A 14,698-nucleotide genomic window follows, 5' to 3' on the forward strand; every position below is an offset into this window, starting at 1 on the left:
TCACGCCGTCCTTGTCGCGACCGCGACGATCGCCATCCGGGGCACCTCGGCGACGAACTGCCCGTCGGCCCGGTAGACCACCGGCCGCGCCGGGATGCCGTCACGGCCGCCGAGCGCGGCCAGGTAGCCGGTGTGGTCGAAGTGGTGCGTCAGCAACCGCCACACCTCGTCATCGCTCAGCGTCGCGAAAAACTCCCGTACCCCGTACATGTCGCCGACATAGTCGCGAATCCGAGCGCACGCGGACTGGGCGGTGTCAGCGCGCACGATCAGCGGGTCATAGAGGTCGACGATGCGCACCGGCAGATCGGCCTGGGCGAACAGGCTGGCCAGTTCCTCCCGGCTGAAATGCTGGTAGTCGTGGCCACCGGAGGCGTGCGAATGCACCACCTCACCGAAGAATCCGGCCATCGGGCTCGACTCGTCGAAGTCGTGCAGCACGATCCGGCCACCGGGGCGGACCACCCGGGCCGCCTCCCCCACCGCCAGCGGCCGCTGGTGTGCCGGGATGTGATGCGTTCCGTAGGCGAGCAGCACCGCGTCCAGGCTGGCGTCGCGCAGAAACAAGAAGTGCGCGGCCTGACGTACGGCGGGCAGGCCGTGCGCGAGCGCCTTGTCGACCATGTGGCCGGACAGGTCGCCGGTGATGAACGCCAGCTTGGACTCGAAGCAGGCGGACTGGCTGCTCGCCGCGCGCGCTACGGTGCCGTCGCCGCCGAGCACGTCCAGGATGAGGGTGACCGGCTCGGATCCGGCCGGAGCGGCCAGCTCCAGCAGTTGCCGCATCCCGGTCCAGCGCACCAGGGTGTCGCGCTGGGCCCGGCGATAAGAGTCGCCCCGGCCGGTGGAGTCGGTGTCGAACTCGCTCACCGTGGTGGCCAGCTCCGCCAGCGCCGCGGCCGCACCCGGGCGCTCGAAATCAAGCACCTCGCGCAGCTGGGGGTGGAGGGTCGCCACCGTATGCAAGTACTCACGCAGAAACAAGGACGGCAAGTACGACGGGCTCATGAGCACCTCGGCGCACGCAACGGTTTGCCGCCTCGTCAGCGACGTCCCTTCGATGAACGGATGGCGAACTCTAGCACCGCATTTCGCCGGTCCGCCATGTCGAACACCCGACATCATGGAAGCCCCTGGTGTGGGCAGGAGTCCTTACACATCCTTTGTCGAGGATTACGTCACAGCGGTGTGACTGGTGACGATGCGGCGCATAAGTTCCAAGATTTCCGACTGGTAGTCAGTCAGGAAGAAATGCCCGCCGGCGAACACATGTCGCCGTGGCGGAGCCGTGCATTCCAGCGCCCACCCGGCCGCCCGGTCCAGGTCTACGTGCTCGTCTCCGTCGCCAAGCAGCACGTGCACCGGCAGTTCCAGCGGCGGCTCGGCACGGTAGGCGTACCGCTCGGACAGGGCGAAGTCGGCCCGGACACCCGGCAGGATGACCTCCATCATCTCCCGGTCCGCCAGCAATCCTGCCGGGGTGGCCCCGAAGTCGCGCAACGCCTCGATCAGGCCATTGTCGTCGAGTTGGTGATAGCGCTGCGTGATCAGCCGGGTCTGCGGCGCCTCGGCCCCGCTGACCAGCAGCGCCAGCGGATCGGGCGCACCCCGGCGACGCAGCTCCCGGGTCACCTCGAACGCCATCAGCGCACCCAGGCTGTGCCCGAACAGCAGGAACGGCCCCGACGCCCGCTCGATGACCGCCGTCGTCAGCTGATCCACTAGCTCCGTAATGTCGTCCACGGGCGGCTCGTGCATCCGGGCTCCCCTGGCCGGCAGAAGCGCGACCTGCAACGACATCTCGGGCTCAGCCATCGCCTGCCACTCCATAAACGACGCGGCGATGCCACCGGCATACGGGAAGACGAAGACCTGCGCATCGCCGGTGGACTGCGCCAGCGACCCGAACCAGCGGCTCGCGCCGCCCGCACTCACCGGGGACATGACCGCGAGCATAGGTCAACCAAGGAGCAGAGCCGCCCAGACCGTGACCCCGGGCGGCTCCGCAATGGATAACGGTCAGACGGCCAGCAAGGTTCCCCAGCCGGTCAGCGGTACGCGCGCCCCGGACAGCCGCAGGCAGTGGCTCCCGATCGGCGCAGACTTCCACTACCCGGCAGGCGGGTCCAAACCGCCTGCCGGGTGACGCAGCGGCCCGGACTACCGGCCGGTGTGGATGAGAAGAGGAGCGATGACCGCTGCGATCGCGGCGGCGCCGGCGTCGTTGGGGTGCAGGTGGTCGCCGGAGTCGTAGGTTGGCCGCAGCGCATCCCGGTCAGCCGGGTCGGCGAGCGCCCGGTCCAGGTCGGCCACCGCGTTGTACTCGCCGCCATTGCGGATCCAGGTGTTCACAGCGTCGCGGACCGCCTCGTTGGCGGGCGTGTCGTAGCCGAACGCGTCCTTCATGGGCAGCATGGTGGCTCCGATGATCCGCACGCCCCGGGCGTGCGCCGCCCGGATCAGCTGCCGATGCCCGTCGATGACATGTTCGGCAGTCACCACCGGGGACGCACCGCAGCCGAAGTCGGGGTAGCCGCCGCCACCGATGTCGTTGACGCCCTGGAGGACGACCACAGCGCGGACTCCCGGTTGGTCCAGCGCGTCCCGGCCGAACCGGGACACGCCCGCCTCGCCGAAACAGGTCGAGTCCGCGAGCAGTTTGTTGCCGTTGATGCCGGAGTTCACCACGCTCATCGGGCGACGACCGGAGGCGAGCCGTTCGGCCAGCTCATCCGGGTACCGGTTGTCGGCGTCGACCGTGGTGCCGTACCCGTCCGTGATCGAGTCGCCGAACGTCACCACCACGCCGTGGGCGTGTCCCGGCTGGCCGGCCGTGTCGATGCCGGCGAGGAAGTACCAGGATGTGCTGGTCTCGGCGAAGGCGCCGGCCCGGGCATCGAACCGCCGGTCGCCGGCCGTTCGGTAGGTGGTGGCCGTCGCGTTCTCGTGGACGGTCGCCGGGCCGGTGGGGCCGGCGAAGTACAGCGTCACCGCGAGGGAGTCCAGCGCGCGTGTTGGCAGCGGCGCGGGGTCCGAGGTGAGTTCGCCTCCGGGGGGAATGATCGCCGCCGTCGATCGGCCGAAGGTCAACGAGCGGAGGCTGCCCGGTCGCACGGCCGCTCCGCCTGCGGCGAGCGCGATCGTTGCGCCGGTCACCTTCAGCGGTCGGTCGCCGAAGCGGTTGGACACTCGTACCCGCACGGTCGAGCCACCGGCGCTGACCCGGACCACCTGCCGCAACGACTGATTTGTAAACCCGTTGACTGACCAGTTCGGCGTCCCGAACCCTTCGAACGGGTGGTGCGCGGCGGCGATCCACGCCGCCCGCCAGTCGGCGGAGGAGGGTGCTCCGGCGTGGCCGGACTGCGCCGCCGGCGCCTGGGCGGTCGCCGCTTGGGCGGGCGCGGTAAGGAACAGTGCTGCCGCGACGCCGGCTGCGAGCGGGTGAAACTTTGGATGTCTCATTGGGTGTCCTTTGCGGGCGTTGCCGATGGGGATGAGTGCTGGCCGGGCCGGCGTGAGGGCTACGCCGACCCCGGTGTGGTCAACCGGCGATGCCCGCGCCGGTTTCCAACAGCGACTTGAGGTCGCTGAGCACGAAGGACCAGCCGCCCCCGGTGCCTGGGGTGGCGCCGGTGACCAGTGCCGCGGTGTGTGGAGCCCCGGTGAGGTCGTGGGTCACGGTTAGGGTGGTCAGTCCGCGCTCGTCCTGGCCGATGTCGTACGTGAGTCGGGTGGGTCCTTCGGTCGCCATGGCGGGGTCGGCGGTCATCCGCCAGGTCAGGGCGAGCCGCCGGTCGGGTTCGGCCTCGATGATCTCGCCCTCGATGATGACCATGTCGACTCCGCTGCCTACCAGGGCCTCGCTCGCGTAGCCGCGGTAGGCGCCACCGGGGCGCGGGTCGATGTCGATCCGGCCGCCGTACCCGTAACGCTTGGTCAGTTCCGAGCGGGTGAGCGCGGCCCAGACCTCCTCGGGGCTGGCCTTGAGATAGATGCGGTGAACCACTTCACCTGGGTGCTGCACCGTGCCCGTCATGGCCACTCCTCTGATCACGAACGCCGGAATGGCGTTACCGTCGGTGATCAGCCTCCGCCGTCCGGCTCGCCGGCACATCCGTGGCCACACGGATCCGACCACGGAACGCACCACGGAACGGGGACGGCGGTCAGCCCCCCATTGCCGCCAGACCCAGCGACCTCAGCTCGGCTCGGCCCTCGGCTTCCCGGCCGGGCAGGAGCGCCAGCGTGCTGGCGTACTCGATGCGGGCTCCGACCTGCTGAAACCCGGCCAGCCCCGCGGCGAGCGCCTCGACGTCCCCAGTCAATCGCCCCCGAGCCCGGGCCAGGCAGGCGGTCGCCCACGCGTTGTCGGTGATCGCCTCCTCGGCGAGCGTGAGGCACCGCGCCGCGCCCGGCAAGCTGGCGGCGACCGCCAGCTCCGCGGCGGCGGCGCGGGCGTACGTCTCGTACCGGTAGCCGGGAAAGGTGTTGAATGCCAGCTCGACCAGCCGGGACGCGTCGTCGAACTCGCCGAGGTGAAGGGCGTTGCGACAGTCCGCGTACACCGCCGACGCGAGTGCGGACAGTTCGATGCCGGCGGCGGAGGCGCTCGCCGCGAGCCGGTTCCGCCACCGCGACATGCTGTCCCGATCGCCTCGGAACCCGCACGCCAGCATGGCGAACGCCATGGCACCCGCCACGTCCCCCGTCGGTGGCCGGCCGACCCGCTGCCACCCCTCCCACAAGGCCTCCGCCTGCGCCAGCGACTCGTCGAGTTCACCGGTGAGCGCCAGGGCCGGCACGAGGGTGCCGATGGCATGAGTACGGCCTCCGAGCAGGTCGTCATCGATCATCCGTCGCGCGACATTCAGTGCGGCGGGCAGGTCACCGGCCTGGAACGCGACGGTGGCCGCGACGTGGAAGGTGTCACCGATCTCCGGTGCCGCCTGCGGGTCGGTGGGGTCGAGCGCACTCAGCAGCGCGAACCGCTCCGCCCCGATCCGCCGCGCCTCGGCTGGTCGTCCGGCCTGCGCCGCGGCCGTACCCAGCAGGTCCAGACCTGCGCTGACCAACACCGGCACGCCACAGCGGCGGGCGGCCGCAGCGGCGACGGCGGCGAGATCCGGGTCCGGGTGGAACCGGCGGCCTCCGGCGTACCACGCCTCGGCGATCGCCAGGGCGGCGGCGACCGCGGGATCGGCGGGGTTGCCGGCGGCTCGGGCCCGTTCCAGCAGGACGGTCAACCGTTCGCGTGACATGTCGCTGCTGATGCGGCCATCGAACCGGTGGACCATCTCGACAACCCGGGCCAGGGCCAGCGCCTGGGCGTTGCCGTCGCCCGCCGCCCCGGCAAGGTCGGCACAGGTCAGCAACAGATCCAGCACCTGCCGTCCGGTCGCGGTGCCGACCAGCGCGCAGTCCGCCGCGTTGCGCAGGTCCGCCACCGCCTCGATGGGGCTCGGTGCCCGCGCGGCCGCCTGCCGGTAACAGTCCAGGGACGCGGCCAGGAAGCGACGGCTGAACGTCAGGCGACCGAGCGCCCGAGCCAGTTGGTGCGGGGCCGAGCCGACGCCACCGCGAGGCCCGAGCAGCGCTGCGCGCAAATCGTCGGCAACGAGGTCGAAGTCCTCGCGCCACGCACCGTTCAACCGCTCGACGAGCTGGGTGGCCGTCGATGTCGCCCATTCGAGGTACCGGTCGTACACCTCACCCCGGGTCGGGTCGGCGACGAGTTGTTCCCGCGCGAACGCCCGGACGGTACCCAGCATCCGCCAGCGACGCATATCCCGGTCCCGGGTCACCAGGCTTTTCTCTACCAGTCGGCCGAGCAGGTCGGCGGTCCCGGCCACATCGCCCACCAGCGGCACCCGGGCCGCGGCGGCCAGGTCGAACCCACCCACGAACACGGAGAGGTGCCGCAACAGCGCCTGCTCGGCTGGGTCCAGCAGGCCGTAACTCCAGTCCAGGACGGCCCGCAGCGAGCGGTGCCGCTGATCGGCGTGTCGCGCGCCGGTCAACACCCGCAGCGGATCGCTGAACGCCGCGAGCAAGCCGTCCACTCCCAGCGAGGCGCTGCGGGCAGCGGCAAGCTCGATCGCCAGCGGTACGTTGTCGAGCTGGGCGCAGAGCTCACCGACCACCATCGGGTCGCCGGGCACGTCGGCGCCGGCCGCCCGGGCGCGGTCGTCGAAGAGGGCCCGCCCATCGGGCTCGGGCAGCGGCAGCACCTGCACGACCTGCTCCCCGGGCACGCCCAACCGTTCCCGGCTGGTGGCCAGCACGGTGACGCCGGGGCACCCGTTGAGGACCTGCTCGGCGAATGCCGCCACCGCGTCCAACAGGTGTTCGCAGTTGTCCAGCACCAACAGCGACCGTTGCGCGCCGAGTTCGTCCTTTATCGCCTCGGACAAGGGCTGGCGCGGGGTGGGGGTGAGGCCGAGCGCGGCGGCGACGGCCTGGGGCACGGAGCCGTCGCGCACCGGCACCAGGTCGACGAAGGCGCCGCCGGCAGGAAACCGGGACACCAGATCGGTCGCCAGTTCGACGGCGAGTCGGGTCTTTCCCACCCCGCCGGCACCCACCAGTGTGACCAGCCGGGCGTCGCGTAGCGTTCTGGACAGTGACTCCCGTTCCTGTCGGCGACCGACGAAGGTGGTCCGCGGTATGGGGAGTCCGGCGACGACGGCGTCCGCCCGGTTCGTTGTCGCCACCGGGGCGGTCGATGTCAATGCCGACAAGTCGTGTCGGTCGGCGACGCCGTACTTGCGCAGCAATGACGAGACGTGGCTTTCAACGGTGCGAACGGAGATGAACAGCCGCTGCCCGATCTCGGCGTTGCTGCACCGCTCGTTCAGCAGGGCGAGCACCTCGGCTTCCCGTGCCGAAACCTCGATCTCCACCGTCACAGCCCCCTCACCGCCTCATCCTCGCCGATGCCGGCCCGATCCGTCACGTCCGGCCATGCCGCGGAGCGGGCCGGCGGCGGGAGGTGAGGCACGCGTCGGTACGGCCCGGGATTCAGCAACTGGCGGCACCGGCGCAGTCGCGCCGCGGTGGTCGGGAAACCGCCGCCGAATCGCCGGCGAACCGCCTGTCCGGAGGCGAGGCCGGGTGGGAGTTTGAGGCGAGTGAGCGGCGGTCGCTGCTTGGGCGAATGAAAATAGCTCCGATTCGGAATAGTCAGCTCCAGCGGATCTGGCAGATATCGGCCTCTACGCGCGGCGGGCAGCGGAGCAGGAGGGCCGGCGGTACTCTTCGGCGGGTCGACCCGTCGTCGAGGTCGCCCCGCTCTGTGGGCAACCGATCGCCGAGCCCAGGCGTCTTGTCAGATGTTCGCCCGAAGTGATCGAGTTAGGGGTACGGGTGCGAAGGCTGTTGTCACTCTGCGTCCTTGCGATGGTTGTGGCCTCCGCTACCGGCTGCAGCGAGCCGAGCGCGCAGGCGGAGACGCCTGGTCTCGCACCCCGCGGCACGACAATGACCACCGTGCAGCCCACCCGCCAAGACCTTGCCAACAAAGTGAGCCTGTCCGGCAAGGTGACCATCAACCCGGTATTCGGGATCGTGGCCCCAGTCGCCGGGCAGGTGCGGTATCGCGATGTCACGCCGCCGCGGAGTACGCCGACCAAGCCGACGAGGGTGGCGAGCGTCTGGGCGTCCGGCAAGGCGCACCGCATCGAGGTCCCGGCGGGTGCGGTGTTCGCCGGCCGACTGGTGGATGACGGCTCCAAAGTCACCGCCGGAATGCCCATCGTTTCGGCGAAGAAGGTCGGCTACGGGCTCGTCGCCGACATCGACGGTGCCCAGGCTTACCAGATCTCGGATGCTCTCGCGACGGTCCAGGCCCAGATCAAGAACGGCCCCGGGCCTTTCCCGTGCAAGGTGCTCGGCACCATCGCCGCCCTGCCCGCCGGCACCATCCCGGACCCGCCGGCCGTCGAGCCGTCCGCCGCGCCGTCCGGCCAACCGTCCGCCGCGCCAGTCGTCCAGGCGCCGCCACGCCAGCAGGAGCGGACCGAGCCGTCGGAGCCGACCGGGATGCGCCTGGTGTGCACCGCCCCCACCAACGTGAAGCTGATCAACGGTGCCAGCGCGACGCTCGAGGTGGTGACCGCGAGGGCCAGCAAGGCGCTGGTACTCCCGGTCGAAGCGGTCGCCGGCGGGCAGGGCCGCGGCAAGGTGGATGTGGTCAAGCCGGACGGTACCCGGGAGACCAGGGATGTCGTGCTCGGGCTCAGCGACGGCAAGGTCGTGCAGATCAAGTCCGGTCTCACCGGCGAGGAGACGGTCGCCGTCCCCGGCCCCAACCTCCCACCCGCCAAACCAGGCGTAGAGGGCGACCCGTCCGCTCCGATGGGTGGAAAATGACGGCGTTGCTGCAGCTCCACGGCATCACGAAGACGCTGAAGGGCCAGAAGACGCCGCGCATCATCCTCGACGGCACCGACCTGACCGTCGACGGTGGTGAGAGCGTGGCCATCCTCGGACGCTCGGGATCCGGCAAGAGCACACTGCTCAGCCTGATCGGCCTCTTCGACCGGCCAGACGGTGGACAGTATCTGCTGGATGGCCGGGACATCACCCGACTGCCGGAACGGAAGGCGGCAGCTCTGCGCAGCGCCGAGTTCGGCTTCGTGTTCCAGCGGTTCTTCCTGCTCAAGCACCTGACCGCCGCGCAGAACGTGGCGATGGCCCTGGTCAACGGCCAGGGCTGGCTACCGCGCCGCAAACGCAGGGCCCGGACCCTGGCGGCCCTCGACCGGGTCGGCATCGCCCATCTCGCCAAGCACCGGCCGGCCCGCCTGTCCGGCGGCGAGCAGCAACGGGTGGCGATCGCCCGGGCGCTCGTGCGGGAGCCGCGTCTGCTGCTGGCCGACGAGCCAACCGGCGCGCTGGACACGGAGACGGGCAACCTGGTGATCGAGGTGCTGCGCTCGGCGACCGACCGGGGCTGTGGCCTGATCCTGGTCACCCACGACTGGGACCACGCCAACAAGATGCAACGCGTGCTACGCCTCAGCGACGGAAAACTCCACCCGGCTACCGACACGAGGAGCGTGCGTCAGTGAGCGGGCCAGCACGGCACACAGCGGAGGTCGGAACGGTGCGGGCCGATGCTGAGCCGAGCGGGGTGGCCGCGTGATCCGGCTCTCTGGGCGGTTCCGGTCGGCTCTGATCATCGGAGGTCAGGGCATCCGGGCCCGCAAGACCCGCACCCTCCTGTCGATGGTGAGCCTGTTCCTGGGAGTGATGGCCGTGGTGGTCGTCCAGGTCGGCGCCGAGACCGCCAAAAGCGCCCGGCTGGCTGATCTGGAGCTGCACATGGGCAAGGACGGCACCCGGCAGACCTACCTGCCGGGCAACGCCGACACCATCCAGATCAGTCAGGACACCCTAAAAGGACGCAACGACGCGGTCGCGGTCTCCACCACCCAGGCGATCATCGGCGAGCCGAACGTCAGCCCGGTCAACCCCGGCGCGGCACCGTTCGACCAGCCGGGCGGCGGACAGTACGCGGGTCCCGGTGGCGGCGACATGTACTGCGACCCCCGCGGTTACTGCCAGCCGATGAAGGCGGCCGGCGACGCCCCAGCCGTTCCCGTGCCCGGCAAGGCGATCGAGCTGAGCCTCAACGCGCTGACCGGCGACATCCGCCAGTTCCGGCCCTTCCGGCCGGTGTCCGGCCAGTGGCTGGACTTCTCCTCCGACCCGTCGCTGTCCCCCCGGATCGTCATCAACCTCGAATCGGCCAAAGGCTTCACGCGCCACCAGGTACCAGCCGAAATGCGCGTTGACGGGGCGACCGCCAACCCGACACCGCGCATCATCGGCATCATCGACGACGGTAACCCGCAGCCGACCGCCTACACCCGAGCCGATGAGCTGCAGAACTGGGTACCCCGCGCGAGCAACGGCGGCGACTACGGCCCCGGGCTGCAAGTGATGCTCGCGCCCACCGCAGCCGACGTGGAGCAGCTGCTGCGGATCCGCCTCACGGCCAGCGGGATACCCGCCGATCAGATCCACTTCGAAACGATCCAGGCACGGAAGGACATCGCCAAGGAGCTGGCACTCATCCGCTCGATCTTCCTCGGCATGGCCGGCCTGGTCCTCCTCATCGGCGTCGCCGGCATCCTCAACGTCGGGCTCGCGACCGTCGGAGAGCGGGTCGAGGAATTCGCGCTGCGGCGCGCGGTGGGCACCTCACGGTCGCTGCTGGCCGGCATCGTCCTCGCGGAGACACTGTTGACCGGCCTGCTCACCGCAGCCGCCGCCATCGGACTGTCCGCGCTCGCACTCACCGCGATCAGCACACTGTTCGGCGATCGGGAGCAGCTCCTACGGGACCTCGTGTTCCCCTGGCAGGCAGGGGCCGCAGGCGTCATCGCCGGCCTGATCGCCGGACTGCTCGGCGGCCTCATCCCGGCCATCCGCGCCGCCCGCATCCCGATCGCCACCGTCATGCGCGCCTGAGCAGGTAATGACGGATCGGCACGCACATCGCCCGAACAGATATTGGGAACGCTGCTAAGCCCGGCGGTGGTATGGATCAGTGCGGACTCGGCCGCCCCGCGCGGTCGCCGCTCGCCGCCTGCCTGGACTTCATGCACCCCGGCGACACCCTCGTCATACCCGGCACTGGACCGGCTCGCGCTCGGCATCAGCCCCGGCACGCTCTACCACCACATTCCCGACCTGCGAGAGCTGCGCGCCGCCGGCCGAGCCCGCCACCAGTTCCCCGCCGGCGTTACCGACTGACCGGATACAGGATCACCGGTGTTCGGGCGGGCGAGCGGCGGGACAGCAGGCATCCAGTCAGCGCGGCGGCGAGGCCGGCCAGCCCGGCTGCCGCGAAGCCGCCCGCTGGCACGGAGACGTCGATCGCCAGCCCGACGATCGGGGATCCGAGCGCGAAACCCGCGCTCTGCGCCGAGGATTGCAGACCTGTCGCCTCACCGCGCACGCTCGCCGGCGCCAGTCGGCTCACCGCGTCGGCCACCGTGGAAAGGGTCGGCGCGGTGAGAACCCCGGCGCCGACAATGGCCACGCACAACCAGGGCCAGTCGTGGGCAAGCCCGGCGGGAATCGTCACGAGCCCGAGCAAGCCGAGCAGCAGCCACGTGGGCAGCGGTCGGGGCAGCGCGCCATAAATCAGCCCGCCGGCGACGGAGGCCAGGCCGAACACGGCTACGACCACGGCGGCCCAGGACACCTGACCTGCTTCTTCGAGCGTGGCGACGATGGCGAGGTCGACGCCGCTGAGCAGCGTCGTGGTGCCGAACGCCATCATCAGTACGGCGATCATGCCGGCGCCCAGCCATTCCCGGTGCGGGGGCCGTGCGACCGCGCCGGCATCCGCCTCGTCCTCGGCACGCAGCGGCGGGTTGAGCAGGGCGATCCCGGCTCCGCCAGCCGCGATCGCGGCGCCGACCCCCCACGCGACCACATTGGGGGACATCTTCGCCGCACCCAGGATCACTACCGCCGGGCCCACGATGTACGACAGCTCGCCCTGCACTGATTCCAGCGCGAACGCGGCCCGGCGCTGTCCCGCCGTCGTCATCGCGGCGATCGCCTGCCTGGTCACCGGCTGGGCCGGCACCATCAGCAGACCCGCCGCGAAGGCGGCGCCCAGCAGGATGCCGTACGGCAGGATCGGCACGCTCAGCCAGAACACGACCTGCAGTACGACAGTTATCAGCAGCACAGTGCGCAGGCCCCGCCAGTCGATCATGCGGCCAAGCAGCGGCCCGCCCAGCGCCACCCCGGCGGTCAGGGCCGCCGCGACACCACCTGCTGCCGTGTAGCTCATGTCCAGGCCCAGCACGACATACATCGTCAGCGCCATCACGTCGGCCGTGATCGCGGCACGGGCGAGCAGCGAAACGCCCAGCAGCGGTGCCAGCCCTGGCACGGCGAGTACCTGTCGGTATCTGGTCACCTGCGGGACGCTAGGTCGTCCGTGAGCTCATAGGAAGTGGTTAACTGCTTGGACCTGGCATAATGAATTCTTATGGCAAGGGATCTTGAGACCGCGTTGCTGCGGTCGTTCGTCACCGCCGTCCGGGCGGGCAGCATCAGCCGCGCCGCGACCGCGCTCGGACATACCCAGCCCGCGCTCAGCCAGCAGTTGCGCAAGCTCGAGAGCGTCGTCGGCCGTCCGCTGCTTCACCGGTCGCCGTCTGGCGTCTCGCCGACCCGGGCAGGTGAGGAGCTCCTGCCGTACGCCGAACGCATCCTCTCGCTCTCCGCACAGGCACTCACCGAAACCGGGCGCGCGCTTACCGGCCGCTGCGGCGTCGGGTTGCTCGAAGACCTCGCCGCGTCCCAGCTTCCACAGGCCCTCGCCGACCTCGCCCGGCTGCACCCCGGCGCGACCCTGGAAGTGCTCACCTTCTCCAACGCCGCGATGCGGGAGGCCTACGACGCGGGCCGCGTCCAACTCGTGCTCGACGAGGTGCCGTACCTTCCCGGGCCGCCGCGCTGGACGGTACGCCGCCCGCTGGTCTGGGCAATCGGCCAGGGCGTGGACGTGGCTGCCGATCCGCTGCCGGTGGTGCTGTTCTCGAACCCGTGCTTCTGGCGTACGTCAGTACTGGAAACGCTCGAACGTGCCGATCGGCGCTGGCGGGTGGCCTTCGAAAGCAACACCCTGCTCGGTGTGCTCGCCGCGGTACGGGCGGGGCTCGGCGTCGCGGCGCTCATGCCCGCGAACCTCGAACCAGTCATGGCCTGCCACGACGCGGAAGCCCTGCCCACCCTGCCGGACGTCGAGCTCGGTCTCGCACGGCACCCACGGACCGAAGGTGATCCGCTGATCGATGCCGTGGAAACCGCGCTACGACGCATGATCTGAGTTTCGCGGCTGCTCAGCGCGCCGGTTTCCGAACACGCCTCGCGGCCCCCCGGCAGCTGCCTGACGAGCCGGCATTCCCGGACCAACTACCAGCTACGCCCCAGTCGATCGGTGTCACGGCCGTGCATCGAGGAATCGCGTGATCGCAGCCGCGACGGCTTGGTGGTCTTCGAGCATCGGTAGGTGCCCTGTATTCAGGTCGTTCTGCCAAGCTGCGCCGAGTCGCTTGGCGCAGCGTTGTTGCAGCGCCATCGGCAGCTCATGGTCGTCGGTGGTGCGCAGGTAACCGCGCCACCCGCTCCACGACCGGTGAGCGGTCCGGTCTCGGTAGAGGGCGGCTGACTCGGGGGTGAAGTCGGCGATGATGCGGTCGGCGACCTCCTCGTGCAGACCATGGGCGAGGCCACGTCTGATCGCCGAGTCCGGCGGCCGGGTACCGGCGAATCGCATCGCGGCGCTGAGCACCCACCGGTTCGGCACCGGCATCGCCGAGATGAACGATTCTCCCGACCGCGGGATCACGGCACTGATCGCCAGGAACGCGCTGACGCGTTCGGGTACGAGCCGGGCGACTTCGGCGCCAATCACACCACCGGCCGAGTGCGCGACGATCACGTACCCACCCGGCGGTGCGGAGTCGAGGACCGCCTGGGCGTAGTCGCGCAACCGGGCTCGGCCGCCCTGCGGTCGGGAAGCGACACAGGTCTGCTGCCCTTCGCCGAGGTCGCGGCGGACGTCATCCCAGATCCAGGCGGGAAGCCCGGCGCCGCTGAGGAACATGATCGGGTCGCGCGAAGTGCTCATGACACCAGCGTCACCCCCCAGCGATGTCACCGGTATGTCACTATTTATTGGATGAACCGCACCGACCGTCTCTACGCCTTGCGTGAGGAACTGCGGCGCGCGGGGTCCGCCGGGCGTTCGGCGGAACGACTCGCCGAGGTCTTCGAGGTCAGCGTCCGCACGATCAAACGAGACATTTCGGCTCTGCAACACGGCGGCTTCCCGGTCTGGGCTCGACCCGGACCCGGTGGTGGCTACGTGGTTGACGCCGTCGCGACCCTCCCGCCGGTGAACTTCACCGACGCCGAGGTCTCCGGCCTCGCCGCCGCCGTGGCCGCCCACCGCGGACAGCCCTTCGACAGCCACGCGCGCGCTGCCCTCGTCAAGGTGCTCAGCGTGATGGACACCCGCGCACGAGAAAACGCCACCGCGTTGAACGGTCGTGTCTGGATCGACCACACCGACACACCCGGCGATGCCCGGACTCGGCACGCGATCGAGCAAGCACTCCACGCACAGCGCGTCCTCGTCGTGGACTACCGCGACCGGCATGGCACGCCCAGCACCCGGCAACTCGATCCCGTGCTCCTGGCCCGCACCCAAGGACACTGGTACCTCGTCGGGCACTGCCACACTCGTCAAGCGATCCGCTGGCTCCGCCTCGACCGCGTCAGCGCCGCACACCCGACAACCCAGCCCGCAACTCGTATCCCCATCGAAGCCGTTGGCACACCGCCCACCACCGCCGAAGCCATCGCCGAACTGTGACACGCCATCCGCCATCGCCGACCAGTCCGCTACCACCGTCGACCGACACCTGGCCCTGGCGCACTGCGGCCAGGTAGGACGGGTCCGGGTTGACTACTGCCTCTGCGCGGAGAGCAAGGACGCTGTCGAGTACCCCGCCGAATGGTGCCTTCACGCGCCGGGTGTGGGGGGGGGGGGGGGCCGGGCCCCCCGCCCCCCCCCCCCCCCAACCCCCCCCCTTTTTGCGGGCCCCCGGGGGGGGGGGTGGGGGGAGGCCCCCCGGGGGCGGCCCCGCGCCACCGCGGGCTA

General features: G+C 70.4%; 13 protein-coding genes. 6 read left to right on the forward strand and 7 right to left on the reverse strand.

Features of this window, described 5'->3' with window-relative positions; all coding sequences use genetic code 11:
• From ACFYM6_RS21305 to ACFYM6_RS21325, 5 genes are all read right to left on the reverse strand, one after another.
• Complete coding sequence (locus ACFYM6_RS21305; RefSeq protein WP_387277915.1) at positions 1-957, reverse strand: class I SAM-dependent methyltransferase; 957 nt, start codon at positions 955-957, stop codon at positions 1-3.
• A 216-nt stretch (positions 958-1,173) separates the two neighbouring features.
• On the reverse strand, positions 1,174-1,944 hold the full coding sequence (locus ACFYM6_RS21310) for a thioesterase II family protein (protein ID WP_387277917.1): 771 nt from the start codon (positions 1,942-1,944) through the stop codon (positions 1,174-1,176).
• Between the two features lie 216 nt (positions 1,945-2,160).
• Positions 2,161-3,465, reverse strand: a complete 1,305-nt coding sequence (locus ACFYM6_RS21315) for an SGNH/GDSL hydrolase family protein (RefSeq protein ID WP_387277919.1) — start codon at positions 3,463-3,465, stop codon at positions 2,161-2,163.
• Positions 3,466-3,544: 79 nt separating this feature from the next.
• On the reverse strand, positions 3,545-4,039 hold the full coding sequence (locus ACFYM6_RS21320; protein WP_387277920.1) for an SRPBCC domain-containing protein: 495 nt from the start codon (positions 4,037-4,039) through the stop codon (positions 3,545-3,547).
• Between the two features lie 130 nt (positions 4,040-4,169).
• Entirely contained in the window at positions 4,170-6,902 is a 2,733-nt protein-coding gene (locus tag ACFYM6_RS21325; RefSeq protein ID WP_387277922.1) for an ATP-binding protein, read from the reverse strand.
• Positions 6,903-7,365: 463 nt separating this feature from the next.
• Between ACFYM6_RS21325 and ACFYM6_RS21330 the strand changes: the two genes are divergently transcribed.
• From ACFYM6_RS21330 to ACFYM6_RS21345, 4 genes are all read left to right on the forward strand, one after another.
• The gene (locus ACFYM6_RS21330) at positions 7,366-8,370 is read left to right on the forward strand and encodes an efflux RND transporter periplasmic adaptor subunit (RefSeq protein WP_387277923.1); all 1,005 of its coding nucleotides are present in this window, start codon (positions 7,366-7,368) and stop codon (positions 8,368-8,370) included.
• The gene (locus tag ACFYM6_RS21335) at positions 8,367-9,071 is read left to right on the forward strand and encodes an ABC transporter ATP-binding protein (protein ID WP_387277924.1); all 705 of its coding nucleotides are present in this window, start codon (positions 8,367-8,369) and stop codon (positions 9,069-9,071) included. Before ACFYM6_RS21330 ends, ACFYM6_RS21335 begins: the two co-directional genes overlap by 4 nt.
• A gap of 70 nt (positions 9,072-9,141) precedes the next feature.
• Complete coding sequence (locus ACFYM6_RS21340) at positions 9,142-10,476, forward strand: ABC transporter permease (protein WP_387277926.1); 1,335 nt, start codon at positions 9,142-9,144, stop codon at positions 10,474-10,476.
• A gap of 66 nt (positions 10,477-10,542) precedes the next feature.
• A complete protein-coding gene (locus ACFYM6_RS21345; RefSeq protein ID WP_387277928.1) occupies positions 10,543-10,761 on the forward strand; it encodes a hypothetical protein in 219 nt (72 codons plus the stop codon).
• Here ACFYM6_RS21345 and ACFYM6_RS21350 read toward each other — a convergent pair.
• Positions 10,751-11,917 (reverse strand): MFS transporter, encoded by a 1,167-nt coding sequence (locus tag ACFYM6_RS21350; protein WP_387277930.1) that lies wholly within the window; start codon positions 11,915-11,917, stop codon positions 10,751-10,753. The genes ACFYM6_RS21345 and ACFYM6_RS21350 overlap by 11 nt on opposite strands.
• Before the next feature lie 123 nt (positions 11,918-12,040).
• Between ACFYM6_RS21350 and ACFYM6_RS21355 the strand changes: the two genes are divergently transcribed.
• Complete coding sequence (locus ACFYM6_RS21355; RefSeq protein ID WP_387277931.1) at positions 12,041-12,859, forward strand: LysR family transcriptional regulator; 819 nt, start codon at positions 12,041-12,043, stop codon at positions 12,857-12,859.
• 114 nt (positions 12,860-12,973) lie between these two features.
• Here ACFYM6_RS21355 and ACFYM6_RS21360 read toward each other — a convergent pair whose 3' ends face one another.
• Positions 12,974-13,663, reverse strand: a complete 690-nt coding sequence (locus tag ACFYM6_RS21360; RefSeq protein WP_387277933.1) for an alpha/beta fold hydrolase — start codon at positions 13,661-13,663, stop codon at positions 12,974-12,976.
• Positions 13,664-13,714: 51 nt separating this feature from the next.
• Here ACFYM6_RS21360 and ACFYM6_RS21365 point away from each other — a divergent pair, with 51 nt between their 5' ends.
• Positions 13,715-14,410, forward strand: a complete 696-nt coding sequence (locus ACFYM6_RS21365) for a helix-turn-helix transcriptional regulator (RefSeq protein WP_387277935.1) — start codon at positions 13,715-13,717, stop codon at positions 14,408-14,410.
• The last annotated feature ends 288 nt before the right edge of the window (positions 14,411-14,698 follow it).

This window comes from Micromonospora sp. NPDC006431, from assembly GCF_042870725.1.
Classification (GTDB): Bacteria; Actinomycetota; Actinomycetes; order Mycobacteriales; family Micromonosporaceae; genus Micromonospora.

What these genes read in the sequence shown, in the direction of transcription:
- ACFYM6_RS21365 (WP_387277935.1), top strand. Translation starts at nt 13,715, where the DNA reads ATGAACCGCACCGACCGTCTCTACGCCTTGCGTGAGGAACTGCGGCGC.
- ACFYM6_RS21310 (WP_387277917.1), bottom strand. Translation starts at nt 1,944, where the DNA reads ATGTCCCCGGTGAGTGCGGGCGGCGCGAGCCGCTGGTTCGGGTCGCTG.
- ACFYM6_RS21360 (WP_387277933.1), bottom strand. Translation starts at nt 13,663, where the DNA reads ATGAGCACTTCGCGCGACCCGATCATGTTCCTCAGCGGCGCCGGGCTT.
- ACFYM6_RS21335 (WP_387277924.1), top strand. Translation starts at nt 8,367, where the DNA reads ATGACGGCGTTGCTGCAGCTCCACGGCATCACGAAGACGCTGAAGGGC.
- ACFYM6_RS21315 (WP_387277919.1), bottom strand. Translation starts at nt 3,465, where the DNA reads ATGAGACATCCAAAGTTTCACCCGCTCGCAGCCGGCGTCGCGGCAGCA.
- ACFYM6_RS21320 (WP_387277920.1), bottom strand. Translation starts at nt 4,039, where the DNA reads ATGACGGGCACGGTGCAGCACCCAGGTGAAGTGGTTCACCGCATCTAT.